This window comes from Flavobacterium niveum (assembly GCF_055231775.1).
The window spans coordinates 324,461-350,290 of the sequence record NZ_JBUYSX010000001.1 but is presented as its reverse complement, the minus strand read 5'-3'; the positions used below and the strand labels follow the sequence as shown (position 1 = coordinate 350,290).

Here is a 25,830-nt window from a genome sequence, read left to right as displayed (position 1 = left end):
TTGAACAGATGAAAAGAGCCGTAACCTTTGTTGCCGCCCCGCTAAGGGCGGCACTTTTACTCTTACTGGTATCCGTTACCTCCTGCGCTACGTACAACGATAAAATTACCGATGTACAGCAGGAAATGGTAAACGGGCGCTTTGAACATGCTTCGGGGCTGATAGACAAAAACAAGTTCCTCGGTAAAAAGCGCAACAAACTCCTTTACCTCCTTGAAAAAGGAAAAATGGAGCACATGCGTGGCAATTATGAGGAAAGCAACGAACTTTTTGAAGCAGCATACATACTTGTAGACGACAGGATAAAAACCTCTGCCGGGCATGCCGTAGCGGCTAACCTTACCAATCCTATGGCTGCACCCTACAAAGGCGAGGATTTTGAAAAAGTAACCATACACTACTACAAGGCGCTCAACTATTTTATGCTGGGCCAGCCCGATGAGGCACTGGTAGAAGCCAAGCGTATCGACCTGAAATTACAGGAGCTTAACAACCGCTACAAAGACAATAAAAACAAATACACTCGCGATGCCTTTAGCCAGATATTACAGGGTATATTGTACGAAAGTACCGGCGATATAAACAATGCTTTTATTGCCTACCGTAATGCCGAAGAAATTTATACCTCTGCCGGAGGTACCTACTATGGTGTAGCACTGCCTAGACAATTACAGGCCGACCTGCTGCGTACTTCTTACGCGCTGGGTTTCACGCAGGAATATCACGACTACCTGAAACTGTTTAAGCTTCCTGCTAATACAGTGCCACCTAAACCTGCAAGCGATGGCGAGGCCATCATTTTCTGGGAAAACGGCCTTGGCCCTGTAAAAGACCAGATAGTAGTTACGGCATCGGGCGCGGGTAGTTTTTTCTATGGCTCTTATATGGAAGACGGCGTGGTACAGGACATCCTCATCCCTATACCTTTTGGCAGCAACCTGGGTAATATCAATGCCATTGCCATACCTAAATACACCCGTAGCACCAGCTACTACGGTAAGGCTTCGCTTACAGTAAACGGTAAGGAACAATATTTTGAAACCGCACAGGATTTTTACCCTATTGCTAAACAGTGCCTAAAAGACCGCAACCTGCGCGAAACGGTGAACATAGCCACTCGCTTTGCCGCAAAAAAGGCAGGGAGCATACTTTTACAGGAGATTACCCGGGAGGCAGTAGGTAAAGACGGTGCCGAACTGGTACGACTGGGTGCCGATGCCGCAGGCGCCATTACCGAAAAGGCCGATACACGCAACTGGCAGTCGCTACCCGCTACCATAAACTATGCACGCGTACCGCTCAGCCCTTCGGGTGAAAACAGGTTCATCATAAAAAAGTACGGGCCGAATAATGTTATCGACACCGATACGCTTACCATTCCGTACAAAAAAGGCATACAGGTTGTGAATTATTTCGACCTGGGCCGTACGCAGATTTTACCTGCTGATACTTCGGTGAAAACCACACCAGCTGCTACCCCATCGGTAAAAATGGATGCAAAATATGCCGCCAAATATGATAAGTGGGTAGACAGCGAAAAGGGTGTATCGTACAAAGTGCAGTACTATCCGGAAATGGTTGAAGGCAAAAACGTATGGGGCAAAAAGATCACTTTTAAAACCACGCTGCCTTCTACCTTAAAAGTTACGTATGCCATAACCGATAAGCCGTATACCGACAAGATGAAGCTGGTATCGTTAGATGAATTTGAAAAGCTACAGGATGAAGGCAAGGCTGCTGATGTATATTACTTCCTTACCGACAATGTAAAATCGGGTGCGGAAACTACCGGATGGTACCCGTTTGTACAGGAAGGTGCAGACTGTTATGTGACCATCATTAAAGTTGAAAATCAATAGCCATGAAAAAACTGATGTCCCTATTATTGTTACTGGTATCGGTTGCGGTATTTGCGCAGCAAAACAACCAGGAAGAGTGGCAAAATACCAGTTGCTACAGCAAAATACAGTTCAAACTGAAATATGTGGGCAAAAACGGTGACCGCCATATATGGAAAGTACAGTTCAGGAGCAGTTACGAAACCGTTGTTTCCTTTAATTACCACGTAAGCGACGAATCGGGCCAGTACGAAGCCACCACCCACCGCAAAGTACTGAACCCTGGCGTTGTAAGCGCTGAAATAGAAACCTACACCGACAGCGACAACATTTTTATAACGGTAGACAAAGTGAGCCTTTCGCCCTACCCCAACAATTTTATAGACTGCGAATAAACGCTTTTCTATAAAATACGCGCGGGTAATAGGGATTTACGGAATTATTTATAATTTTACAGGAATTTAGTCCCGTTAATGAAAATTGCAAAATATGTTTTTCTGTTACTGCTTTTGGCAGCTATAGCGCTTACTGTGTTTATAGCCACCCAAAACGGCACCTATACCATAGAAAAACATACCGTGGTAAACGTACCCAGGCCGGTACTGTACAACTACGTAAACGATTTTAAAAACTGGGAAAACCTGGGCCTGCTTAAAGGTGCCGATTCTACCGCTACGTTTAACTACAGCAGCAGGACCGCCGGTACAGGAGCTTTCATGAGATGGGAAAGCACTAAAGGCAGTGGAAATATTACCACTACTGCTAACGCCGAAAACGACTCCATTACCCAAAAAACAGAAGTTGACAACCTAGAAAGCAGCCTTGCCTGGAAATTTAAGGACACGCTGAAATCGACCCGGGTGAGTATAAAGCTTACAGGTAACCTTACCTTTATGGAAAAAGCCGAGGCTCTTGTAAAAGGCGGCATCAGCAAAAATTACGAAAAGAACATACAGCAGGGTCTTGAAAACCTGAACGCTTACCTGGTTACAGAACTGCAAAACTACAAGATAGAAGTTAAGGACATCGTTACCAAGAAAGGAGCATTCTACCTGGGGCATACCGTAAAAACACCTTTGGATAAGGTAAACAGCCTGTCAGCAGAGCAGTTCGGCAAGTTGGAGGATTTTGCAAAGCAAAACAAAATAGCCATAAACGGTGCCCCGTTCATCATTTATAAAGAACTCAACAAAACGGCTAAAACCGCTACCTGTACTTTCGCCATCCCGCTTAAGGAGGCCATATTTACCAGTGCAGGCAGCGAATATAACGGTGGCGAGCTTACCGCATTTAAAGCGCTGAAAACATCGCTTAAGGGTGATTACTCGCACCTGCCGGCTACATGGAAAAAGGCTTGGCAACATGTAACCGAAAAAGTGTTAGAGGAAAACACCACTGGCGAATATGTCGAAATTTACACCAAAAGCACCAGGCAAACCCGCAGGCCATCGCAATGGCAAACGGATATTTACATCCCTATAGGCAAGCCGGTAATTGTTGATTCGTTAAGCAACCAGCCTATATTGCCACCTATTAACGATGCTACCGTAGCACCGGCAGCTAACCAGACTGTGAAACCAGTAGTAAAACCACAAACAGGTACTAAACCGCAACAAACGGTACCACCTACCACACACCCTACAGGGACTACAACACCGGCGACAGGTACAAAGCCTACAGGCACTACCGCCAATTCCCTAACCAGGACACAAAGTGGCACTACCACAACCGGAACCAAGCCTACAGGTACTACAACAGGTAACAGGACAGGTACAAATACCGCAACAGGCGGACGCACCACAACTTCGGGCAGTACACCTTCAGGGCGTACTGCTGGTTCAAGGACATCTACGAACCAGGCTACCGGCGGTGGGCGTACTACAGGTACATCGGGCACCTCAACAGGCACTGCAACTACCCCAAGGAGACGCACCACTACTACCCCCGTAACCAGTACGCCACGCAGTACTACGGCGCCTGCCACTACCACACCCACAAGCAGCAAGGGTGATGACGGGCTGAACCCTCCAAGGGAATAATGCCATGAAATCTCCAAAGCCAAACCACCACCTTTACCATTTATTATTACTGCTGTTTTGTACTATTGCTTTTGCGCAGGCTCCTCAAACCGATTTTACGCAACTGGACAGTATTTCCCGTACAAAAAAATATGACGGTGATTTACCACTACTCGTAAGCCAACTTACACAAAACTGTTCCTCTCAAACCGAAAAGGCACGTGCCATTTTTGTATGGATAACTGATAATATAGCGTATGATGTTATTGCCTATAATACCGGGCACCATTACAAACGGCCGGCACCACGAAAAGGTAAGGACTATAACGAGCTTGTTAAACAATGGGAAATAAATTACACTGATGTGGTTTTAAGGACAAAGCGTGCCGTATGTGAGGGGTATTCCTATCTTTTTCAAAGAATGTGCAGCTATGCCAATGTAGAAACATCTTACGTAACCGGATATACAAAACGTAGCCCGGAAGATATTGGCGAAATGGGGAGCAAAAGCCATGCATGGAATGGTATATGGCTTGATAATAAGCACTATTTTATTGATGCTACATGGGCTTCCGGGGGGTGTAGCCGCTACCCTGACGGCAAACTTAAAAAGTTTGAAAAAATTTTCGATAATTTTTATTGGTTAACACCGGTAGAAAAATTTTGCATAGACCATTACCCTGAAGATAACGCTAATCCGGGTGTTTTACATTATCCGACAGAAAAATACAGGGATAATCCATACATCAGGACAGATTATATTCCATCTCTTGAAATCATTGCACCACAAAATGGTATTATCAAAGTGAGCTTATGTCAAAGAATTGATATTCAATTTAAATCTGAAAAAGAAATTAAAACGATAACAATCAATACAAAATCAAAAAGCAGTACCTCAACACAAGAAGGAGTCTCTGTTGATTTTAAAAAGGACGACAATATCTATTCTTTCAATTACGCCATAACTGACACTGAAGCCAATTATCTGGAAATATATCTTGACAGGCAGATGATTGTGAGTTATAAAATAGAAATTACAAACTAATGGACACCATCATAGGCATTATGGGCGCTATGCCCCAGGAAATAAACGGTATTATCCCACTCATAAAAAACCCACTGGAAACCACTATAGGCCGCCGTACCTATACGCATGGCACTATAAACGGCATACGTGTAGTATTGGTATTTTCACGTTGGGGAAAGGTGGCAGCGGCGGCAACAACTGCTACGCTTATAAACGAATTTAAGGTAAACCGTATCGTTTTTATGGGGGTTGCAGGTGGTATAGCCCCTGAACTGAATATAGGCGATGTGGTAGTAGCCGACCGCCTCATTCAGCACGACATTGATGCCCGCCCTATTATGGAGGAATTCCAGATTCCACTTTTGGGTAAAAAATTCCTGGATGCGGATACCTCGTATCGCGATAAGGCTGCACTAGCGATAAGCCAGCTGATACTCCGTTCCCCTGCTGAGGGCTTTACCCCAAAAGTTGTAGTGGGCGACATTGCCAGTGGCGACCGTTTTTTTGCCACCTCAGCCGACAAGCAAAACCTACTGGCAAAACTCCCCACAATACAATGTGTGGAAATGGAAGGTGCTGCCGTAGCCCAGGTTTGCTTTGAGCACGACACCCCGCTTACGGTAATCCGTATCATATCAGACACCGCCGACGAAGAATCACCCGCCGACTTCCTGCACTTTATAGAAACCGTAGCCAGCACGTTTTCCTCAAAAATAATTGAAGCGCTATTCCTTGCAGAATAGCGCTTCAAACAAGATAGGATTAACCGGAATATCTTAATCTAATAAATATCCTCCGTCTATAATAAAATCTGAACCCGTTATAAATGCTGAGCGTTCATCAGCAAGGTACGTTACCAGGTCACCTATTTCTTCTGCCCTGCCCATACGTGATAGTGGTATTTTTTTCAGTATCATATCGCCTATAGTATCCAGCATCTCTTCACTAAATCCTGATTTTTGGAGAATTGCTGTTTCAGTAGGGCCCGGGCTTACGGCATTTACCCTTATTTTCTTAGGAGCCAACTCAGCCGCGGCTGTTTTCATTACTGAAGTAAGTGCAGCCTTACTGGCCTGATAAATGGAAGAATGTGGCCTGCTGGTTTGTGATACTATAGACGAAAGGAAAATTACCGAAGCACCTTCAGGCAAAAGAGGTATAAAACGGCTAAGGGTAAAATAAGCGCCTTTAAAATTCACATCCATCATTTCATCAAAACCTTCTTCCGTAGCATCGGTAATTTCAAAAAGCTTTGATATCCCGGCATTTATAAACAATACATCTACCCTGCCGAACTGTTCTTTAATAGTTGTAGCCAAAGCTTCAATATCGTTAAGGTCCGCCTGGTTTGACACCAATCCTGTCACGCCAAGTTCATGTGCAGCCTGCTGTACCGCTTCAGCCCTGCGTCCGGTGATGATAACCTGTGCGCCGTTGTCTTTAAGTATTTTTGCTGTGGCATATCCTATGCCGCTGTTGCCTCCCGTTACCAGTGCTATTTTGTTCTCTAAATTGTACATAGTTAAATTTATTTGTAAAGGCAAAGTTATAACTGAAATGGTATAACTTTGTAACCAGTATCATTAGTGATACCAGATACCTAAATTTGACACTATGCGTAACCAGCCCGATGAATTACAGGCATTACAGGACACTATTTATGTTATAGGCGGAAAATGGAAGTTGCCCATAATAAACTCTATTTGTAACGGCAACAAGCGTTTCCGGGAAATAGAACGCAGCATACCGGGCATTACCACCCGTATGTTATCAAGGGAACTGAAAGAAATGGAGCTGAATAATCTTGTGAAACGCACCGTTTACCCGGATATTCCGGTGCGGGTAGAATATGAATCGACAGAATATTGTAAAAGCTTCGGCACTATTATACAGGCGATGATAGACTGGGGCAAACAACATCGTGACCATATAAAACACGTTGTAACCGAAAAATAAAAAAGCGTTTACTATTCGTAAACGCTTTCGTCAATCTGCAGGTTGTGCAGGAAAGACAGTGTATTTTCTATGTCGTAATGCAGTATGCGGTCTTCAGTTACAACAGGTACTTCTTCGCGGTATGAACTGATGAACATTTCAAGGAAATCGCTCGATTTTAATGGCCTGCGGAACTCCAACGACTGAGAGGCGTTCATAAGCTCTATGGCAAGGATACGCTCCAGGTTTTCCATAATCCTCAGTGTTTTGGTAGCAGCATTAGCACCCATACTCACGTGGTCTTCCTGCCCGTTACTCGATACTATGCTGTCTACACTGGCCGGAGTGGCAAGCTGTTTGTTCTGGCTCACGATACTTGCAGCAGTGTATTGCGGTATCATAAAGCCTGAGTTAAGCCCTGGGTTGCTTACCAGGAATGGAGGCAATCCCCTTAGCCCACTTATAAGTTGGTACGTACGGCGTTCTGATATGCTGCCCAGTTCGGCAAGGGCTATACCAAGGAAATCAAGCGTAAGCGCCAACGGCTGCCCGTGGAAGTTACCTCCCGAAATGATTTCATCGCTTTCTACAAATATATTAGGGTTATCTGTAACCGAATTGATTTCGGTACGGAATACCTTCTTCACATAATCAATAGTATCTTTAGTAGCGCCATGCACCTGCGGTATACAACGGAAACTGTACGGATCCTGTACGTGCTTTTTAGCTTGAGCTATAATTTCACTGTCCTCCAGCAGCTCATTAAAACGGCGGGCGGTAACAATTTGCCCTTTATGTGGGCGTACTATGTGTATGTGCTCGTTAAACGGCTCTATACGCCCATCAAAACCTTCCAGTGATATAGCGCCTATAACATCGGCCAGGTACGAATATTTTACAGCCCTAAGCAATATGTGCACCCCATAGGCACTCATAAACTGCGTACCGTTTAGCAGGGCAAGCCCTTCTTTGCTTTTCAGCACAATAGGCTCCCAACCAAAGTTATTCAGCACCTTATGTGCAGGCTGGCGGAAACCATCGGCAAATACCTCACCCTCCCCTATCAGCGGCAATGAAAGGTGCGCCAGTGGCGATAAATCACCAGATGCCCCAAGTGAGCCTTGGTTGTACACTACCGGCAGTATGTCGTTATTATAAAAATCGATAAGGCGCTCTACGGTAACAAGCTGCACACCGCTGTTGCCATAGCTCAGCGACTGTATCTTTAGCAGCAGCATAAGCTTTACTATGGCTTCGGGTACTACATCACCGGTACCGCAGGCGTGCGATTTCACAAGGTTTTCCTGTAGTTTGGAAAGGTTATCGGTGTCAATCTTTACATTATACAGCGCACCAAAACCGGTATTGATACCGTAAATGGGCGTTTCGTGGGTCTCCATTTTCTTATCCAGGTAGGCGCGGCACTTTTCTATATTGGCACGGGCTTCCTCGCTAAGGGCAAGCTTCTTATCCTGGGTAAGGATAATGTTCACAGTTTCAAGGGAAAGGATATCACTGCTGATATAATGTATGTTCTCCATCAGGTGCGGATTTTTGAAAGCCCAAAATTCACTAATCTTCAATTAAAAAACAACAATTTTACAGATATTTCATTTTTGCCTGCATTCTGCCTCTATTTTCAGGTAGGCTTTGCCCAGATAATACAGTATGTCGCTTGCCGTAAATGCCTGTACGCTTGTTTCGTGTATGCCCACATCGGCAGTAAGCCCGTGCAGGTATACGCCAAAAATAGCAGCATCTACCGGGTTGTAGCCCTGTGCCAGCAGCCCTGTAATAATTCCCGTAAGGCAATCGCCGCTGCCACCGGTAGCCAGCGCAGCATTCCCTGTGGAATTGATGTATACGTTATCGCCATACACTACCATGGTATGGGCATCTTTAGCTACCAGTACCAGTTTGTATTGCGATGCAAAAGCCTTCATCTTATCCAACTTATCAAAATCGTTGTCCCAACTGCCCATAAGGCGTTCCAGCTCTTTAGGGTGCGGGGTAAGTATGGTATTTTCGGGCAGGTGTTGCAGCCAGTCTTTATTTTGTGCCAAAATATTCAGTGCATCGGCATCAATGACTAATGGCTGGGTTTGCCTTTGCAGGAAATTATAAATAGCCTCCTGCGTTTCGGGATGCTGACCTATGCCGGGCCCAAGCCCAATGGCTTTCGGCTGTACATCGAAGTTGATATTTTGTATATGCCCTTCACCATCCGTCAGTGCCATCGCTTCAGGAAAATAAGATTGCATCACCTCATAACCGCATTCCGGCAGGTAGGCCGTAACCAAACCGCAACCGGCTTTCAGCGCTGCTTTGGCCGCAAGGCATACTGCGCCAATTTTGCCATAGCTGCCACCAATAATCAGTGCATGCCCCTGCGTGCCTTTGTGCGCATGGGGTTTCACGGGGCGGTATCGTGGCGAAATCTCTTTACGGTCTATAAAGTAGTGCGTTGTAGGAGTAACTTTGATATAATCTTTATCAAGGCCAATATCCAGCACTTTTATACGGTTTACAAATGCGCTGTTACCCGGCAGGAAAAACGCCAGCTTCGGGAACTGGAAGGTAAACACATAATCACTTTTAACGGCAACGATAGTAGGCTTGTCCATAAACAGGCCACTGGGCACATCTATAGAAATAACATGGCCGTCGCAACGGTTTATTTTTTCAATGACGTTTACTACTGCTTCGGGCATGTCTCGGTTCAGGCCAATGCCAAATAGAGCATCTATGTAAATCAGCTTGCCCCTTTCATATTCGTATTCCAATCCTTTATTATCTTCAATGCCGCTTGCCAGCAGATCCTGCAAAGCGGTTTCAAAATCGGCTGTGGGCTGCCCTGCCGCGTCTACCACATCCACCTTCACAGGGTAGTTATCGGTATGCAGCAGGCGGGCTATTACCAGGCCATCACCACCGTTGTTACCACGCCCGCAAAAAACGTGGAAGGTGGTTTCCTTATCGGGGAAGTGTTTTTTAATCCACAAAAAAGCTTCGGTGGCGGCCCGTTCCATAAGTTGGTACGAGGTGATATTTTGGTTTTCTATTGTTATTTTATCAGCTTCGCGAATGTTTTTTGTTTCAAAAATTTTCATACACCCGTTAATTTGTTGAATTTTTAGAATATCCTTAAAAAGGCCGTATAGATTTGGCTGGCTATGTAAAATTATTACATTTGTAACTATATGAATCACTTCGCCAATAAATATTTAACAATTGCCGCCTCATCCATTGGGGCTTTCGGCATTATTGGCACAACAACCGGCACCGGCATCACCCCTTGCGGGGTATAATCATTTACATATAGCCATTTTAAGGGTTATTTTCGGGAGAAAATAGCGCAACCCTCTGTATTTAAATCCATATATTTACCGAAAACCATTTCAGAAATGAATGTCATAAAGTTTGGCGGAACCTCTGTTGCCAATGCGCAAAACATATCGCGCTGCATAAACATCATCAAGCAAAAAAGTGAAAAAGAATCTGTAATTGTAGTAGTATCAGCCCTTGGCGGCGTTACCGACCTGCTGCTTAATGCCGCAGTACAAGCCTCAGAAAAACACGAAACCTATAAAGAAATTGTACAGGCTGTAGAAAGCCGCCACCTTGATACCGTAAAGGAACTGATACCCGTGGCAGGGCAAAGCGCCGTACTGAGCCACGTGAAACGCGAACTGAACCGCCTGGAAACCCTGCTGGACGGCTGCTCGCTCCTTGGTGAATTATCTGAACGTACCAAAGACCTTATCCTGTCATTCGGGGAGGTGCTTTCATCATATATTATTTCGGAAGCCCTATTAGCACAGGACGAAGATACCGAACTCGCCGACAGTCGCGAACTGATACAGACCAACAGCCGTTTTGGTAAAGCATCGGTAGACTTTGAAGCTACAAACAAACTAATATTCGATTACTTCGAGCACAGCAATAAAAAGATAACTGTTATGCCGGGGTTCATAGCCCAGTCGGCTGACGGGCATACCACTACCCTGGGCCGTGGCGGCAGCGACTATACCGCAGCCATTGTAGCCGCAGCGCTTGAGGTACCTTCACTGGAAATCTGGACGGATGTAAACGGTATTTACACCGCTAACCCTAAGCTGGTAAAACAGGCGGAACCGATTCCGTACATTACCTTTGAAGAAGCGATGGAGCTTTCGCATTTTGGTGCCAAAGTACTCTATGCCCCTACCATACAGCCGATACTGAATAAGGACATTACCCTGCATATAAAAAACACCTTTGAGCCTGAAGCCCACGGCAGCGTGGTAAGCAAGGTGCCTGAGGTAAAAAGCGATAACCCTATACGCGGCATCAGCAATGTAGACAACACCACGCTGATTACGCTTGAAGGCCCGGGCATGGTGGGCGTAGCAGGCTTCTCTAAGCGCCTGTTTGACGTAATCAGTAAAGAGAACGTTAGTGTTATCTTCATCACTCAGGCGTCGTCTGAGCACTCTATATGCCTTGGTATAGCCGATGCTGAAGCGGCTAAGGCCGAAGCGGCTATCAATGCCGAATTTGGTTTTGAAATCCAACAGGGAAAAATATACCCTGCCATTATAGAAAACGGCCTGAGCATTATAGCCGTGGTGGGTGAGAACATGAAGAACCACCAAGGGCTTAGCGGACGTATGTTCAGTTCGCTGGGTAAGAACAACATCAATATAAGGGCGATTGCACAGGGCGCAAGTGAGCGTAACATCTCTGCCGTAATTGACAGCAAGGATGTGCAAAAAGCGCTGAACACCCTGCACGAAACCTTCTTTGAAGACGCTACCGTACAGCTTAACCTCTTTGTTATGGGTGTGGGCAACGTAGGCGAAAGGTTTATAGCCCAAATACAAAAGCAGGCACAATACCTGCGCGACAACCTGCACCTGAACGTACGTATAGCAGGCCTTGCCAATTCGCGCACCATGTATTTTGATGAGGAGGGCATTGACCTTGATAACTGGAAAGAGTTACTGCCTAAAGGTGAACCGAGCGACCTTGACAGCTTCATCAAAAAGATTAAAGCACTAAACCTGCGCAACAGCATTTTTGTAGACAACACGGCTAACCATGAGGTGGCGGCTACGTATGCCCAATACCTGAAAAGCAGCATAGCAGTGGTTACCTGCAACAAAGTAGCCTGTTCATCGGAATATGCAAACTACAAGCACCTGAAAAACCTAAGCAGGCAGTACAATGCCCCGTTCCTGTTTGAAACGAATGTAGGTGCAGGATTGCCAATCATCGACACCCTTAAAAACCTGGTAGCCAGCGGTGACCGTATACATAAGATACAGGCGGTACTGAGCGGCAGCCTCAACTTTATCTTTAACAACTTTAACGAGCACAACAGTTTCCGCAGTGTGGTAAAACAGGCTATGGCTGAAGGTTACACAGAACCGGATCCAAAGATTGACCTTAGCGGCATAGACGTGAAGCGCAAGCTGGTTATCCTTATCCGCGAAAGTGGCTACGAAATGGAGATAGACGATATTAAGACCAAGCCATTCCTGCCGGATGAGTGTATGGCTACGACTACCAATGATGAATTCCTGAAGTCGCTTGAAGAACATGCACATACTTTTTACAATATGTACGAACAGGCTAAGGCACAACATTCTAAACTGAAGTTTGTGGCTTCGTTTAAGAAAGGTAAGGCCAAGGTTAGCCTGCAAATGATTCCGCAGGACCACCCGTTCTATAACCTGGAAGGTAAGGACAATATAGTGCTGTTCTATACTGACCGCTACGCCGACCAGCCACTGATTATTAAAGGTGCAGGTGCGGGTGCCGATGTAACAGCCTCGGGTATTTTTGCGGATGTAATCAGGATAGGAAACAGGTAAGAGCCTCACCCCCAGCCCCTCTCCAAAGGAGAGGGGAGACAAGAATGGATATAGCTCAAAAGATACTATAATTTGTTGTTATTATATAACGATAACGCCCTCGTGTAGCTCCTCCCTCTCCTTTGGAGAGGGCTGGGGTGAGGCCTAAAACTATGGAGGAGATAAAAATATTTTGCCCGGCTACCATAGCCAATGTATCGTGCGGTTTTGATGTGCTTGGGCTTTGCCTGGACAGCACGGGCGATGAAATGACCATAACCAAATCGGCGCAGAAAGGCATCCGCATTACTGAAATCATCGGTGCTGATTTGCCTTTGGAAACGGAGAAGAACGTGGCCGGAGTGGCAGCATTATCGCTAATTCAAGCCCTTCAACCTGATTGTGGTTTTGACATCAGTATCACCAAAAAAATCAAGGCAGGCAGTGGTATAGGCAGCAGTGCGGCAAGTGCGGCGGGCGCGGTATTTGGCATTAATTATCTGCTTGGCAACCCACTTACTACAAAAGAACTTGTTGTCCACGCCATGCAGGGCGAAAAACTGGCCAGTGGCAGCGCCCACGCCGACAACGTAGCCCCTGCCCTTTTGGGTGGGTTTACATTGGTACGCAGCTACGAACCGCTGGACATCATCAGTATAAAAGCCCCGAAAGAACTGTATGCTACGGTAATCCATCCGCAGATAGAACTAAAGACTAAGGATGCACGCTCTGTACTGCGCGAAAACATCAGCCTGAAAAAAGCAACGATACAATGCGGTAACCTGGGTGGGCTCATCAGTGGCCTGTATACCAATGATTACGAACTGATAGGCCGCAGCCTGCACGACGAACTCGTAGAACCCGTACGCAGCATTCTTATACCTAAATTCGCTGAACTAAAGGCAGCAGCCATAGCAGCAGGTGCTTTGGGTGGTGGGATTTCGGGTTCGGGGCCATCGGTCTTTGCGCTGAGCAAAGGAAAAGAAAACGCTGAAAAGGCAGCCGAAGCCATGAAAATCGTCCTTGAAGAAATCAACGTGCCGTTTGAGGTGCATGTATCGGCAATAAATCCAACAGGAATAAAGATATTAAAATGAAATACTACAGTTTAAACAACCCCGATATACAAACCAGCTTTAAGGAAGCTGCCATAACCGGTATAGCCAAAGACAAAGGGCTGTACTTCCCGGAAAGCATACCACAGCTTGATGCTAATTTTATAGCAAACATAGAACAATACAGTTACGAAGAAATAGCCTACCGCGCCATAGCATCATTTGTGGGCGATGAAATCCCTGAAGATAAACTTAGGCAGATTGTAGCCGAAACACTTGCCTTTCCGTTCCCTGTGGTTCAGGTGGAAGAAGGCGTGTATTCGCTGGAGCTGTTTCACGGGCCTACCATGGCTTTTAAGGATGTGGGTGCACGGTTTATGTCGCGTTGCCTGAATTACTTTACGCAGGGAGAAGACAAGAAAATTACCATACTGGTAGCCACTTCGGGTGATACCGGCGGGGCTGTAGCCAGCGGTTTCCTTGGTGTGGAAGGCATTGACGTGGTAATACTATACCCAAGCGGTAAGGTGAGCGACGTACAGGAGAAACAACTGACCACCCTTGGACAGAACATAAAAGCGCTGGAAGTTAATGGCACCTTTGACGATTGCCAGGATATGGTAAAACAGGCGTTCCTTGATGAAGAACTAAAAGATGTAAGCCTTACGTCGGCCAACTCTATAAATGTCGCGCGTTGGCTGCCGCAGATGTTCTATTATTTCATTGCCTACAAAGAACTGAAAAAGCTGGGTAAACCATTAGTGGTAAGTGTGCCAAGCGGTAACTTCGGGAATATATGTGCCGGTATGATGGCTAAGAAAATAGGCCTGCCTATAGCGCATTTTGTGGCTTCTACCAACGTAAATGACACGATACCAAGGTTTATGGATTCGCAGAAATACACCCCAAAACCTACCGTGGAAACACTGAGCAATGCCATGGATGTAAGCAACCCAAGCAACTTTGTACGCATACTGGAACTGTTCGGGAAGGAATTTGGCGCGCTTGAAAACGAGCTTACCTCCTATCCGTTTACCGATGCCGAAACCGTGGCTGCAATGCAAAAAGTATACACGGAAAACGGCTACCTGTGCGACCCACACGGGGCTGTAGGTTACCTCGGTTTAAAAAAATATTTAGAAAATCATGAAAATTTAACAGGAGTGTTTTTAGAAACCGCGCATCCTGTTAAATTTGCAGACAGCATTGTAAACAACCTTAACATTGAAATCCCTATCCCGGATCAGATAAAGGCGGTACTGGGCGGCGAGAAAAAAGCTGCCAGGATAAGTACCTACAGTGAGCTGAAGGATTATTTAAAACACCAATAAAACACCGCTATAAGCCATGAAGAATACTGTAATACTGTTGTTATTTGTTATCATTAAAATAGTATTACAGTTTTTCCTCATCCACCCCGGCTACGACCTGCACCGCGATGAATACCTTCACCTGGACCAGGAACACCACCTGGCATGGGGCTATCTATCGGTACCGCCGGTTACCTCATGGTTTTCATACCTCATCTGGCTGCTGGGTAATGACGTATTTTGGGTACGCTTCTTCCCCGCCCTGTTCGGGGCGCTTACCATAGTGGCGGTATGGCACATTATAAAGGAACTGAAAGGCGGTTACTATGCCCAAATACTTGCAGCCACAGCACTTATATTTAGCGCACTGGCACGCATTAACCTGTTGTTTCAACCCAACTCTTTCGATATACTGATGTGGGCATTCGTATGTTTTGCACTGGTAAAACACATCAGCACGCAGCAAAACCGCTGGCTGTATGCTATGGCAACAGGCTTTGCCATTGGTTTCCTGAACAAGTATAACATTGTATTCCTTATGGCTGGGATAGCGCCTGCACTGCTTTTTACCAGAAACAGCCGTATACTTACTAACGGGCATATTGTAGGCGCAGGGTTATTAGCCCTGATTATTATTTCACCTAACCTATACTGGCAATACGACCATTACTGGCCGGTGCTGCACCACATGCAGGAATTGGATACCACCCAGCTTGCCAACGTAGACCGTGGAGGCTTTCTAAAAGAACAACTGTTGTTTTTCCTTGGTACGTTTTACCTGGTTCCTGTAGCGCTTATCGGCTTTTTGTTATACATCCCATTCAAAAAATACAGGGTGTTTTTTGTGTCATTCTTCATCATACTGGGCATTTTCATCTGGCTTAAAGCCAAAGGATATTACGCCATAGGACTGTACCCTGTGTATATAGCCTTCGGTTCGGTATACCTGGAAGAGTTGCTGCAAACCGGCAAAAAACGTTTCCTGAAGCCCGCATTGGTTATCATTGCCATAGCAATCTTCATCCCGATTGCCACAATCGCCTTCCCCATATACGGCCCTAAGGAAATTTCAAAGGTGTCGGCACGCTACAAAGAACTCGGGCTATCGCGTTGGGAAGACGGGAAGCTGCACGACCTGCCACAGGATTTTGCCGATATGCAGGGTTGGCACGCCATTGCTTACATGGCTGAGAAAGCCTACCACAAGGTAGACAACAACGGCAATACCCTTGTATTGTGCGATAATTACGGGCAGGCCGGTGCCATAAATTATTACAGTATTGACCCGAACATACAGGCCGTGACCATGAATGCCGATTATGTAAACTGGATAGACCTCAGCAAAAAATATCAAAACATAATCCTCGTGCAGGAAGCAAGTGATACCGACCCGGAACGCAAAAAAGAAAAGCCGCTTTTTGAATCGGTAACGCGATATGGCAAGCTGAATAATCCATTGGCAAGAGAAAACGGCGCTTGTATTTATATCCTTAAGGGTGCCAAAGTAGATATCAGGCCTCTTTTAAAAGCAGATATAACCGACGAAAAGAATCGTTGGAGAGGTTTTGAAACGGAGTAAACGACAGTTGTTAAAAAACTGATTTTCAGCAGTATTTTTCACATCTAAATAAGTTTTTGTAAAGATTTAAACCGCAGAATGATAGGTTTTTGATAGAGGGTATTTTGATGATTTAAAAATTTTAACAGGCTAATTTTATAAAAATTAAAATTTTGTCTCATTAAATTTTTAATTATGAAAAACCATTCACTCATTTCGCGCAACAGCGTAAAAAAACTATTCATTACTTCAGCGACCGGATTACTTCTCAGCTTTTCGGGGTTGGCTCAAACCGTAACCCCATGGCTCACTAAAGGAGACCAGTCCGCACTACTGTCGCAGCAGGGCACCGTAAGCTTTGCTACAAACTCCGGCAGTAACTCTAACACCATTACGGTAACCCCCGGCACCACCTACCAAACCATAGATGGCTATGGCTGGACGTTAACCGATGGCAGTGCACAGGTGATTTCGGGGCTGAATGCCACAACGCAAAACAACCTTTTACAGGAACTATTTAATCCCTCTACCGGGCTTAGTTCTAACGTGGTGCGCATCAGCATCGGTGCTTCAGACCTGAGCCAGTACACCTACAGCTACGACGACACTTATGGTGATACAGCGCTGAATAACTTTAGCCTGTCGGGTTTTACACTTACCTACACTGTGCCGATATTGCAGAAAATCCTTGCCATTAACCCAAACATCAAGATACTGGCTACCCCGTGGAGCGCACCGTACTGGATGAAGAGTAATAATGGCTGGATAGGCGGCAGTCTTTTGGCAGCCAACTACAGCGTGTATGCCAATTACTTTGTAAAATACCTACAGGCCATGCAGGCGCAGGGCATAAAGATTTGGGCAATAACCCCTCAAAACGAGCCGGAAAACCCTTATAACGAGCCGAGCATGACCATGAACTCTACCGAGCAGAAAAACTTTATCAATAACAATCTTGGCCCTGCACTGATGTCGGCAGGATATGGCTATGTGAAAATCATTGCCTTTGACCACAACTGCGACAATACCGCCTACCCTACCGATGTGCTGAACAACAGCAGCTATGTAGACGGTGCGGCTTTTCACCTGTACGCAGGCAGCATATCGGCAATGACTACCGTGAAGAACAATACGGGTAAAAACGTATATTTTACTGAGCAATACGTAGGCGGCCCGGGCAGCTTTTCAGGAGATTTTGGTTGGCATTTGCAAAATGTAGTCATCGGCAGTATGAACAACTGGTCTAAAACCGCCCTGGAATGGAACCTGGCTACCGATACCTCTTACGGGCCACATACCTCGGGTGGGTGCACCAATTGTATGGGAGCCGTTACCATAAACAGCAGCAGCAGTTACACACGTAATTCACCTTACTATATCATCGGGCAGATTTCCAAGTTTGTGAAAAACGGTGCTGTACGCATCGGCAGCAGCAGTACAAACGGCAGCCTTTCGGCATCGGCATTTAAAAACAACGACGGTTCTGTGGTGCTTGTGGTATACAACTCATCAGGTTCGGCATTGAGTACTAAAATTGTTTCGGGTTCCAATGCATTTACCTACTCTATCCCCGCATCTGCGGCCATCAGCTTTAAATGGACCGAAGGCAGCACACAGGGCTTCCCCGGCTATTACAACATTATATCAAGGCTGAGCAGCAAAGGGCTTGACGTAGCAGGTAACTCAACAGCAAGCGGCGCCAGCATACAGCAATGGGACATTACAAGCGGAGGCGGAAACAACCAGAGATGGAGGTTTGAAAGCGCAGGAAATGGCCAATATTACATCCGTGTGAAATCGACTAACATGTACCTTGCCCTTGCCAGCACGAGTACGGCAGACGGCATTAAAGTGCAGCAAAAAAGCTTTGTAAATAACGATACTTACAAGTGGACAGTAACCAGTGTAGGAAGCGGCTATTACAAAATAGAAAATGTATACAGCGGCAAGGCGCTTGATGTTACCGATGTTTCTACAGCAAACGGTGCACTGATACAGGTATGGGGATACGGTGGCGGTACCAACCAGCAGTGGCAGCTTACGTTGGTAGAAAATTCAGCAAAGATGGGCGGTAATAAAAAAGTGGGCGAAGCCGGTACCCCGGTGTTCAGCATTTACCCAAACCCTGCTGTTGAAAAGGTAACCCTTGTAGCCGATGAAAGCGGGAGCTACACCATAACGAGCCTTACCGGCAGCGTAGTAGCAAGGGGTAATGCTGCCAAAGGCGAAAACAACATAAGCATAGGCCATCTTGCCGGCGGATATTACATTATAGCCCTACAAACAGAAAGTGGTACTATAGAAACACAAAAACTAGTGAAACAGTAATAACAAAAGTATAAAGGTTGAAGTATCAAGTATTAAGAGAATAACCGGAATACTCGTTTTTTATATATACCTTTCCTAAAAACGAAGGCTGCCCTTATCGGGCAGCCTTCATCTATTATATTTGCACTGGTCATTAACCTTTAAAACCACCATCAATGTTAAGGCTGGCACCGGTAATGTATGCGGCTTCAGGGCCTGCAAGGAAAGCAGTGAAGGCTGCAATTTCGTCAGGTTGTGCATAGCGGCCTATAGAGAGCTGCGTCCTCATATAATCTGCAAACGGGCCGTTTTCGGGATTCATTTCAGTATTTACAGGGCCGGGTTGCAGGTTGTTTATGGTAATACCCTGAGGGCCAAGATCGCGAGACAGTGCCATGGTAAGCCCTTGTACTGCCGCTTTACTCGCAGCATAGATACTTCCGCCTTCAAAAGGCATACGGGTAGCATTGGTGCTGCCTATGTTTATGATACGCCCGCCTACCGACATGTGTTTTACAGCCTCTTTAACTGCCACAAAAATAGCGCGTACGTTAACATTAAACGTTTTATCATAGTCTTCAAGGGTAAGGGTATCTAATCCTCCTATTACAAGTGCTCCGGCATTGTTCACCAATATATCCAGTTTACCGAAGGTAGCAGCCACAGTGTCTACAGCTTTTTTCACGGCATCGGCATCGGCGGCATTGGCCTGTATGGCAAGTGCTTTATGATTATCAGCTTCCAGTTCTTTTACAAGCTTATCAGCTTCTTCTTTGCCTGATACATAGGTAAAAGCTACTGAAGCCCCCTCGTTAGCAAGGCGTTTTACAATTGCAGCACCTATACCACGGCTGCCTCCCGTTACTAATGCGATTTTATTTTCTAAAGTTTTCATAATACAAAAAGTTTAAATTTTAATGTTTCTTTTTAATTGCCAAAAACTACTTGCTTTTGACATTACAAAGTTGCGACAAGGAGGTACCCTAAAGCATTGACAATGCGCAAAAAAAACCATTGACAAATGTCAACGGTTTCCTTTGTACAAATATCTAATAATATAGATACGGTTATTTTTTAGCGCGTATGCGGCTGAGTGTTTCGGGGGTAAGCCCCAGGTAAGAAGCTATCATGTGCTGTGGCACACGGCTTACCAGTGTGGGGTAGGTTTTAATAAAGTCAAGATATTTTTCTTCAGAAGTATAGCTTATGTCTGCCTGTATACGGGTTTGCAGTGCTATAAAACCCCTTTCCACAAGACTATGCCATAAATCGCCAAAAGCAGGTACTGCATGGTGCAGCATTTCGAAATCGCCTTTTGGTATAATCACTACCTCGCAATCTTCAAGTGCTTCTATATTATAACGTGCCGGTACATCGTATACGTAACTGTAGCGGTCGCCCGTCCACCAGTTTTCTGGGGTGAATTGTATAATGCGCTCCTGCCCTTTTTCATCTACTCTATACGTACGCAGCAATCCTACCGACACAAAGGCATTGTTTCGCCATATATCACCTTCCTGTAGCAGGTATTGCCTGCGTCGCAGCTTCTTCAGCCTGCATACGCTTTTTATAAGGTCTGTTTCCTCTTCGGTAATTTCAAACTTGTCTTTAAGATATGCTATAAAATTATCTACCATAAGGTAAAGGTATTAAAATACTATTCAATAGCAGTTTTCATGCACAAAACACTCTCAAATCACTTTCTTAACCTAGTTCAATGCACACAAGTATAACGTGGGGTAATTTTACACTATCAAAATGAAACAACAATTAATTTAATATTTAAACAAAATCATTACCATGGAAAACAGGATATACGGCATACACCACATTACTGCGATAGCAGGAGATGCCAAAAGGAACTTTGATTTTTACAGCAACGTACTTGGCTTACGTTTCATCAAAAAAACCGTAAACTTTGACGACCCCGGAACCTACCACTTTTACTTTGGCGACGAAGTGGGCAGTGCAGGTACCATACTAACGTTCTTCCCTTGGGGAAGTGCTATACCACAAGGCCGCCGAGGCAGTGGCATGGCTACCGAAATAGGCTACTCTGTACCAAAAGGCAGCCTTGAAAAATGGGTAGAGCGTTTTGAAAAATATAATGTTATCTACAACAAGCCCGCCGAACGCTTTGGCCAACGCTACCTTACTTTTGTAGACCCTGACGGACTAAAACTGGAACTATATGAAGTGGAGACAGACGACCGCAAGCCTTGGGAAACAGACGAGGTAAAAGCTGATATAGCTACAAGGGGTTTCCATAACATTACACTTACGCTAAACAGCATTACCGGTACTGCCGCTGTGCTTACTGATATATTCGGTTATAAACTGGTAGGACAGGATGCTAACCGCTACCGCTATGCTACCGATGCCGTAAACGAAGCGGCCATAGTAGACCTTGTGGAACTTAAAGACGAAAAGCACGGCCATGTGGCGAACGGTATAGTGCACCACGTAGCTTTCAGGGTGAAAAATGACGAGCAATTACTGTACTTCCGCGAAAAAGTGGCAGACAGCGGGCTTAACATTACACCGATGATAGACCGTAACTACTTCCACAGCCTGTACTTCAGGGAACCGGGAGGAGTATTATTTGAAATCGCTACCGATAACCCCGGATTTATGGTAGATGAAAAGCTGGAAGAGCTTGGCAAAGGGCTTAAGCTTCCTGCAAAATATGAAAACATCCGGGAAGATATAGAGGCTCATTTGGTTCCTATTAATTCTTAATTACAACACAACTATCTTTGAAAGGCTGCCCTGCTATGTAGGGCAGTTTTTCGTTTATAGTAAAATTGGCAACTTAAAATTTCCATATCCGCTATTTGAGCCGTTTTTAAAGGAGCTGCGTTATGTATTTAACATTTTTACACTCGGATATTTCACAATTTTGTAGTAACTTAACATCCTAATTACAAAACTGACCATGTCTAACATTAACCTGATTATTGAAGAACGTCCGGCCAGCATAGGTAACTTCCTTGTAGGGCGATTATTACCCTTCAGGGAAAAGCGTACCGTAGGCCCGTTTGCCTTTATAGACCACATGGGGCCTACTACCCTTAGCGACCATGAAAACTTTGATGTAGGCCCGCATCCGCACATTGGCCTATCTACTCTTACCTATTTATTTGAAGGTGCCATAATGCACCGCGACAGCCTGGGCACTGCCGTGGAAATTGTTCCCGGGCAGGTAAACTGGATGACTGCCGGCAAGGGAATCGTACACTCTGAACGTACACCCGAACACCTGCGCCACAGCGATAAGTCGCTCCACGGCCTGCAGATATGGGTAGCCCTGCCAAAAGAACTTGAACAATGCGAACCCAACTTTGCCCATGTGGAAGGCGATGGCCTGCCGAAATGGGAACAGGATGGTATACAGTATACGCTTATAGCCGGTGAGGCTTTCGGTAAAAAATCGGAAGTGCCGGTATATAGCCCGCTGTATTACCTGGAACTGAAAAGCACTGAAAGGCAAAAAGCCTCATTTAATGGCAACCTGTATGGTGAAAGCGGCCTGTACATACTGGAAGGCAGCATAGAAGCCGAAGGGCATACCTTTGGGACGAAGCAACTTTTGGTAGCCAAAGACAGTTCGCTGTGCGAATTTACAATGAACGAAAACACCACACTATACATTTTTGGTGGCGAGCCTTTCCCTGAGCCGCGCCACATTTACTGGAATTTTGTAGCCAGCGACCCACAGCTTATTGAAGATGCAAAAGAGCGCTGGGAAAAACAGGAGTTCCCGAAAATAGAGGGCGAACACGGATTTGTTCCCCTGCCGGAACAGCATCCCGGCCTTAACATAAAAAAGTAACCAATGCAGATAAAACACTCAGACAACGGTAAAAAAGGCATCTTCAGGGCTACTGAAGGTGATACGGAAGCCGGTATACTCACCTATTTTTGGAACAGCCCCGATACCTTTACCATAGAACACACTGTAGGAAACCCGGAATTTAAAGGCGTGGGTACTACCCTGCTGGATGCAGCGGTGGCGTATGCCCGTCAGAAAAACGTAAAAATTATACCGGAATGCCCCTTTGCGAAAAAAATGTTTGACCGCAGACCGGAAATACAAGACGTATTAGCAGCTTAAAACTATCCCCCAACTCCTCCCCAGGAAAAGAAAATGAACATATCTAAAACCATAGTATTTATTACGGGCGCTTTCGTATCCCATACCATTTGGGATGAATGGAAGGCCTATTTTACTGCCCAGGGCTACACCACACTGTCGCCTGCATGGCCCGGCAAGGAAGCCCAGGCCGAAACACTCCGTGAAACATTACCCAACGACAAAGATTTTGCATCACTTACGCTTGATGACATCATAGCCCATTACGAAAACATTATAAAATCCATGCCACAGAAGCCTATAGTTATAGGGCATTCTATAGGTGGGCTTATAGTACAGTCATTGGTAAACAAAGATTTGGTTGCCTCTGGCATTGCCATACATTCGGTTCCACCAAAGGGTATATTTTCATTTGAATGGTCGTTTTTAAAGTCCATCATAAACCCGCTTGGCGTACTCCCTTTCAGCAAAAAAGTGTACCAAATGCACCTTAATGAGTGGAAATATACGTTTACTAATGGCCTTAATACAGAAGCACAGCAAAAATCTTACGACCGCTATTGCATACCCGAATCTCGGAAAATACTGCGAGGGGCATTTTCATCGGCGCCAAAAATTGATTTCAACAAGCACCATCCGCCACTGCTGCTCACCACCGGCAGCGAAGACCGTATAGTGCCGCAATCATTGGTATACGAAAACTATATCCGCTACAACAAAAACCATTCGGTAATCCATTACCAGGCGTTTAAAGGGCGTAACCATTTTGTACTGCGCCAACCGGGTTGGCAAGACGTAGCCGAGTTTATATTGTCATGGCTGGAAATCAACGTAAACTATAAGGATTAACAGCCTGCAAAAGCCGTATATGCATTGGTAAGCAACATTTTTGTAACTTGCCTCAAAATTCTGTATTCAACCATGAAAAAATATATAGTGGCAGCTATGGCCCTTGTGCTGCTTTCGGCCTGTAAGAAAGAAGAGAAAAAAGGTACGGAACAGGTTCCGCCGGCGGCATTCGCCAAAGAAATGTCGGCCGATGCCGGGCAGCTTATTGATGTGCGCATGCCTGTAGAATATAGCGAAGGCCATATAGAAGGCGCTAAAAACCTGCACATTTATGATAAAGACTTCCAGGAACGATTGGACAGCCTTGACACGGATGAAACCGTATATGTGTACTGCAAAGCTGGTGCCCGTAGTGCCGAAGCCGTTACCATACTGGAACGTAAAGGCTTTAAACACATTGTAGAACTTGAAGGCGGCCTTGATGCCTGGAACCAGGCAGGCGAACCCGTAAGCAAATAAATGAATCTGCATACGCTAAATATTATCCTTTCTGTAACTACCGGCGTGTTGCTGGTGGCCTGCCTATGGCTGTACCGCAGGTATAAAAAGGCAAAAAAGGTAAAGAAAGAGGTCGAAAAACGTTTCGTGGAACTGGAAACCAAGGCTAACAACCTCCAGCTGCAAACCCTGGAAAGCCGCCTGAACCCACACCTGTTTAAGAACATACTAAACAGTATACAGAGCCATGCTTACCAAACATACTTTGCCATGGACAAGCTGAGCAATGTGCTGGATTATATTTTATACGAAAGCCAAAAGCGTTTTGTAAGCCCCCGAGAGGAAATAGACTTTGCCCTGAACCTCATAGAGATAAATAAGATAAAACTAAGCCCGCTGTTCTCTATTTCAGTTAAGAAAAAGATAGACGAGCTTGATGAACTTTATGAGGAAAAAATATTGGCTCCGTTGATTTCGATAGACCTGATAGAAAACGCCTTTAAACATGCCGACCTGCAAAGCCCCGATGCTTTTATTTCGGTAATTATAGAATTTAAGGATAATATATTCACCATAATAGTGCAGAATAAGGTATCGCCAAAATCGGCGTTCCTTAAAGAACACAGCGGTATTGGCGCCAGTACATTGGAACAAAGGCTTAAGATACTGTACAACAACTGCTATAAACTGGATCGCTATACTGAGGAAGATGTTTATGTAGCACAACTAAAAATAAACCTGCTTGAACACAAAAATAAAATGCTTACTGCTTGATGACGAGCTGCCGGGCCTTACCCTGCTTAAAATGCTGTGCGAACAACAACCTGAGCTGGAAGTGATAAAAGCCTTCAACAGCCCGCTTACTTTATTGCAGGAAGCCCAAAAACTGGATTTTGACCTGCTGATAACCGATATAGAAATGCCGGGCATGAACGGCCTTCAGGTGGCAGATGCCCTGAAAGGTAAAGCCATAATTTTTACCACAGCCTATAAAAACTTTGCCGTAGATGCTTTTGACCGCGATGCCATAGATTACGTAGTAAAACCCGTAAAGGCCGACAGGCTGCAGCATGCCATACAAAAGGTGGCGCAATACCTGGCTACAAACACAACTGCCGCCGCACCCACTGTAAAACAGATACAGCTGAATACCGATAAGGGTAAAGCGCTTATTAGTACTGACAAGATTTTCTGTTTTATGACCAGCAATGTAGACAGCCGGGATAAGATACTGTTAATGAACGACAATACCCGCATGACGGTAAAAAACTGCTCGTTTGAAAAGCTGCTGGATATGCTGCCGCAAGAGGAGTTTTGCCGTATTAATAAAAAGGCCATCATAGCCATAAAACATGTGCAGTTTTATACACACGACCTAGTGACCGCTGACCGCCTGCAAACTGACGGAAGCCACTATACTTTCCCGTTAAGTGAGATATACCGTAATGATTTTGTAAAAAAAGTGCGGGTTTAAAGGGGTTTTAGGGCTATTTTAAGATTTCATTACAATTTTTCCCGAGTTTGCTGCAAAAGGATTTTTAGCAATTGAGCAATTCAAAAAAGCGCTA

General features: G+C 45.2%; 23 protein-coding genes. 18 read left to right on the top strand and 5 right to left on the bottom strand.

Features of this window, described 5'->3' with window-relative positions:
* Window positions 1-8 precede the first annotated feature (8 nt).
* From ACZIX4_RS01505 to ACZIX4_RS01485, 5 genes are all read left to right on the top strand, one after another.
* A complete protein-coding gene (locus tag ACZIX4_RS01505; protein WP_463333848.1) occupies window positions 9-1,859 on the top strand; it encodes a COG3014 family protein in 1,851 nt (616 codons plus the stop codon).
* 2 nt (window positions 1,860-1,861) lie between these two features.
* A complete protein-coding gene (locus ACZIX4_RS01500; RefSeq protein ID WP_463333847.1) occupies window positions 1,862-2,233 on the top strand; it encodes a hypothetical protein in 372 nt (123 codons plus the stop codon).
* 78 nt (window positions 2,234-2,311) lie between these two features.
* Complete coding sequence (locus ACZIX4_RS01495; RefSeq protein WP_463333846.1) at window positions 2,312-3,877, top strand: GyrI-like domain-containing protein; 1,566 nt, start codon at window positions 2,312-2,314, stop codon at window positions 3,875-3,877.
* 4 nt (window positions 3,878-3,881) lie between these two features.
* Complete coding sequence (locus ACZIX4_RS01490; RefSeq protein ID WP_463333845.1) at window positions 3,882-4,901, top strand: transglutaminase domain-containing protein; 1,020 nt, start codon at window positions 3,882-3,884, stop codon at window positions 4,899-4,901.
* Window positions 4,901-5,626, top strand: a complete 726-nt coding sequence (locus ACZIX4_RS01485) for a 5'-methylthioadenosine/adenosylhomocysteine nucleosidase (protein ID WP_463333844.1) — start codon at window positions 4,901-4,903, stop codon at window positions 5,624-5,626. The genes ACZIX4_RS01490 and ACZIX4_RS01485 overlap by 1 nt, the downstream gene beginning before the upstream one ends.
* Window positions 5,627-5,659: 33 nt before the next feature.
* Here the strand turns inward: ACZIX4_RS01485 and ACZIX4_RS01480 are convergent, their stop codons facing one another.
* Window positions 5,660-6,403, bottom strand: coding sequence for an SDR family oxidoreductase (locus ACZIX4_RS01480; protein WP_463333843.1), 744 nt, complete (start codon window positions 6,401-6,403; stop codon window positions 5,660-5,662).
* Between the two features lie 94 nt (window positions 6,404-6,497).
* Here ACZIX4_RS01480 and ACZIX4_RS01475 point away from each other — a divergent pair, with 94 nt between their 5' ends.
* Window positions 6,498-6,839, top strand: coding sequence for a winged helix-turn-helix transcriptional regulator (locus ACZIX4_RS01475; protein WP_463333842.1), 342 nt, complete (start codon window positions 6,498-6,500; stop codon window positions 6,837-6,839).
* Window positions 6,840-6,850: 11 nt separating this feature from the next.
* Here ACZIX4_RS01475 and hutH read toward each other — a convergent pair whose 3' ends face one another.
* Window positions 6,851-8,359 carry a histidine ammonia-lyase gene (gene hutH / locus ACZIX4_RS01470; protein WP_463333841.1) on the bottom strand — a complete coding sequence of 503 codons (1,509 nt, stop codon included), beginning with the start codon at window positions 8,357-8,359 and terminating at the stop codon, window positions 6,851-6,853.
* Window positions 8,360-8,428: 69 nt separating this feature from the next.
* Window positions 8,429-9,928 carry an NAD(P)H-hydrate dehydratase gene (locus tag ACZIX4_RS01465; RefSeq protein ID WP_463333840.1) on the bottom strand — a complete coding sequence of 500 codons (1,500 nt, stop codon included), beginning with the start codon at window positions 9,926-9,928 and terminating at the stop codon, window positions 8,429-8,431.
* Window positions 9,929-10,222: 294 nt separating this feature from the next.
* Between ACZIX4_RS01465 and thrA the strand changes: the two genes are divergently transcribed.
* The 5 genes from thrA (at window position 10,223) to ACZIX4_RS01440 (ending at window position 18,903) form a co-directional block, all read left to right on the top strand.
* Window positions 10,223-12,673: a bifunctional aspartate kinase/homoserine dehydrogenase I gene (gene thrA / locus ACZIX4_RS01460; RefSeq protein ID WP_463333839.1), complete on the top strand. Its 2,451-nt coding sequence runs from the start codon at window positions 10,223-10,225 to the stop codon at window positions 12,671-12,673.
* A 152-nt stretch (window positions 12,674-12,825) separates the two neighbouring features.
* The gene (locus ACZIX4_RS01455; protein WP_463333838.1) at window positions 12,826-13,749 is read left to right on the top strand and encodes a homoserine kinase; all 924 of its coding nucleotides are present in this window, start codon (window positions 12,826-12,828) and stop codon (window positions 13,747-13,749) included.
* Window positions 13,746-15,038: a threonine synthase gene (thrC, locus tag ACZIX4_RS01450; protein WP_463333837.1), complete on the top strand. Its 1,293-nt coding sequence runs from the start codon at window positions 13,746-13,748 to the stop codon at window positions 15,036-15,038. Before ACZIX4_RS01455 ends, thrC begins: the two co-directional genes overlap by 4 nt.
* A 16-nt stretch (window positions 15,039-15,054) precedes the next feature.
* Window positions 15,055-16,596, top strand: a complete 1,542-nt coding sequence (locus ACZIX4_RS01445; protein WP_463333836.1) for a glycosyltransferase family 39 protein — start codon at window positions 15,055-15,057, stop codon at window positions 16,594-16,596.
* Window positions 16,597-16,770: 174 nt separating this feature from the next.
* Window positions 16,771-18,903: an RICIN domain-containing protein gene (locus tag ACZIX4_RS01440; protein ID WP_463333835.1), complete on the top strand. Its 2,133-nt coding sequence runs from the start codon at window positions 16,771-16,773 to the stop codon at window positions 18,901-18,903.
* 133 nt (window positions 18,904-19,036) lie between these two features.
* On the opposite strand, the gene ACZIX4_RS01435 is transcribed toward ACZIX4_RS01440, so the two are convergent.
* Together ACZIX4_RS01435 and ACZIX4_RS01430 are read right to left on the bottom strand one after the other, a co-directional pair.
* On the bottom strand, window positions 19,037-19,777 hold the full coding sequence (locus ACZIX4_RS01435) for an SDR family oxidoreductase (protein ID WP_463333834.1): 741 nt from the start codon (window positions 19,775-19,777) through the stop codon (window positions 19,037-19,039).
* A 172-nt stretch (window positions 19,778-19,949) separates the two neighbouring features.
* Window positions 19,950-20,519: a Crp/Fnr family transcriptional regulator gene (locus tag ACZIX4_RS01430; RefSeq protein ID WP_463333833.1), complete on the bottom strand. Its 570-nt coding sequence runs from the start codon at window positions 20,517-20,519 to the stop codon at window positions 19,950-19,952.
* Window positions 20,520-20,682: 163 nt separating this feature from the next.
* Between ACZIX4_RS01430 and ACZIX4_RS01425 the strand changes: the two genes are divergently transcribed.
* The 7 genes from ACZIX4_RS01425 (at window position 20,683) to ACZIX4_RS01395 (ending at window position 25,736) form a co-directional block, all read left to right on the top strand.
* Window positions 20,683-21,621 carry a ring-cleaving dioxygenase gene (locus tag ACZIX4_RS01425; protein WP_463333832.1) on the top strand — a complete coding sequence of 313 codons (939 nt, stop codon included), beginning with the start codon at window positions 20,683-20,685 and terminating at the stop codon, window positions 21,619-21,621.
* Window positions 21,622-21,817: 196 nt separating this feature from the next.
* On the top strand, window positions 21,818-22,714 hold the full coding sequence (locus ACZIX4_RS01420; RefSeq protein WP_463333831.1) for a pirin family protein: 897 nt from the start codon (window positions 21,818-21,820) through the stop codon (window positions 22,712-22,714).
* Between the two features lie 3 nt (window positions 22,715-22,717).
* Window positions 22,718-22,996 (top strand): GNAT family N-acetyltransferase, encoded by a 279-nt coding sequence (locus ACZIX4_RS01415; protein ID WP_463333830.1) that lies wholly within the window; start codon window positions 22,718-22,720, stop codon window positions 22,994-22,996.
* A gap of 33 nt (window positions 22,997-23,029) precedes the next feature.
* Window positions 23,030-23,824, top strand: a complete 795-nt coding sequence (locus ACZIX4_RS01410) for an alpha/beta hydrolase (RefSeq protein ID WP_463333829.1) — start codon at window positions 23,030-23,032, stop codon at window positions 23,822-23,824.
* A gap of 72 nt (window positions 23,825-23,896) precedes the next feature.
* A complete protein-coding gene (locus tag ACZIX4_RS01405; RefSeq protein WP_463333828.1) occupies window positions 23,897-24,283 on the top strand; it encodes a rhodanese-like domain-containing protein in 387 nt (128 codons plus the stop codon).
* Window positions 24,284-25,036: a sensor histidine kinase gene (locus ACZIX4_RS01400; RefSeq protein WP_463333827.1), complete on the top strand. Its 753-nt coding sequence runs from the start codon at window positions 24,284-24,286 to the stop codon at window positions 25,034-25,036.
* Window positions 25,005-25,736, top strand: coding sequence for a LytR/AlgR family response regulator transcription factor (locus ACZIX4_RS01395; protein WP_463333826.1), 732 nt, complete (start codon window positions 25,005-25,007; stop codon window positions 25,734-25,736). The genes ACZIX4_RS01400 and ACZIX4_RS01395 overlap by 32 nt, the downstream gene beginning before the upstream one ends.
* The last annotated feature ends 94 nt before the right edge of the window (window positions 25,737-25,830 follow it).

Excerpts from the sequence above, each read along its gene's own strand:
- ACZIX4_RS01505 (WP_463333848.1), top strand. The coding sequence starts at position 9 with ATGAAAAGAGCCGTAACCTTTGTTGCCGCCCCGCTAAGGGCGGCACTT.
- ACZIX4_RS01500 (WP_463333847.1), top strand. The coding sequence starts at position 1,862 with ATGAAAAAACTGATGTCCCTATTATTGTTACTGGTATCGGTTGCGGTA.
- ACZIX4_RS01495 (WP_463333846.1), top strand. The coding sequence starts at position 2,312 with ATGAAAATTGCAAAATATGTTTTTCTGTTACTGCTTTTGGCAGCTATA.
- ACZIX4_RS01490 (WP_463333845.1), top strand. The coding sequence starts at position 3,882 with ATGAAATCTCCAAAGCCAAACCACCACCTTTACCATTTATTATTACTG.
- ACZIX4_RS01485 (WP_463333844.1), top strand. The coding sequence starts at position 4,901 with ATGGACACCATCATAGGCATTATGGGCGCTATGCCCCAGGAAATAAAC.
- ACZIX4_RS01480 (WP_463333843.1), bottom strand. The coding sequence starts at position 6,403 with ATGTACAATTTAGAGAACAAAATAGCACTGGTAACGGGAGGCAACAGC.
- ACZIX4_RS01475 (WP_463333842.1), top strand. The coding sequence starts at position 6,498 with ATGCGTAACCAGCCCGATGAATTACAGGCATTACAGGACACTATTTAT.
- hutH (WP_463333841.1), bottom strand. The coding sequence starts at position 8,359 with ATGGAGAACATACATTATATCAGCAGTGATATCCTTTCCCTTGAAACT.
- ACZIX4_RS01465 (WP_463333840.1), bottom strand. The coding sequence starts at position 9,928 with ATGAAAATTTTTGAAACAAAAAACATTCGCGAAGCTGATAAAATAACA.
- thrA (WP_463333839.1), top strand. The coding sequence starts at position 10,223 with ATGAATGTCATAAAGTTTGGCGGAACCTCTGTTGCCAATGCGCAAAAC.
- ACZIX4_RS01455 (WP_463333838.1), top strand. The coding sequence starts at position 12,826 with ATGGAGGAGATAAAAATATTTTGCCCGGCTACCATAGCCAATGTATCG.
- thrC (WP_463333837.1), top strand. The coding sequence starts at position 13,746 with ATGAAATACTACAGTTTAAACAACCCCGATATACAAACCAGCTTTAAG.
- ACZIX4_RS01445 (WP_463333836.1), top strand. The coding sequence starts at position 15,055 with ATGAAGAATACTGTAATACTGTTGTTATTTGTTATCATTAAAATAGTA.
- ACZIX4_RS01440 (WP_463333835.1), top strand. The coding sequence starts at position 16,771 with ATGAAAAACCATTCACTCATTTCGCGCAACAGCGTAAAAAAACTATTC.
- ACZIX4_RS01435 (WP_463333834.1), bottom strand. The coding sequence starts at position 19,777 with ATGAAAACTTTAGAAAATAAAATCGCATTAGTAACGGGAGGCAGCCGT.
- ACZIX4_RS01430 (WP_463333833.1), bottom strand. The coding sequence starts at position 20,519 with ATGGTAGATAATTTTATAGCATATCTTAAAGACAAGTTTGAAATTACC.
- ACZIX4_RS01425 (WP_463333832.1), top strand. The coding sequence starts at position 20,683 with ATGGAAAACAGGATATACGGCATACACCACATTACTGCGATAGCAGGA.
- ACZIX4_RS01420 (WP_463333831.1), top strand. The coding sequence starts at position 21,818 with ATGTCTAACATTAACCTGATTATTGAAGAACGTCCGGCCAGCATAGGT.
- ACZIX4_RS01415 (WP_463333830.1), top strand. The coding sequence starts at position 22,718 with ATGCAGATAAAACACTCAGACAACGGTAAAAAAGGCATCTTCAGGGCT.
- ACZIX4_RS01410 (WP_463333829.1), top strand. The coding sequence starts at position 23,030 with ATGAACATATCTAAAACCATAGTATTTATTACGGGCGCTTTCGTATCC.
- ACZIX4_RS01405 (WP_463333828.1), top strand. The coding sequence starts at position 23,897 with ATGAAAAAATATATAGTGGCAGCTATGGCCCTTGTGCTGCTTTCGGCC.
- ACZIX4_RS01400 (WP_463333827.1), top strand. The coding sequence starts at position 24,284 with ATGAATCTGCATACGCTAAATATTATCCTTTCTGTAACTACCGGCGTG.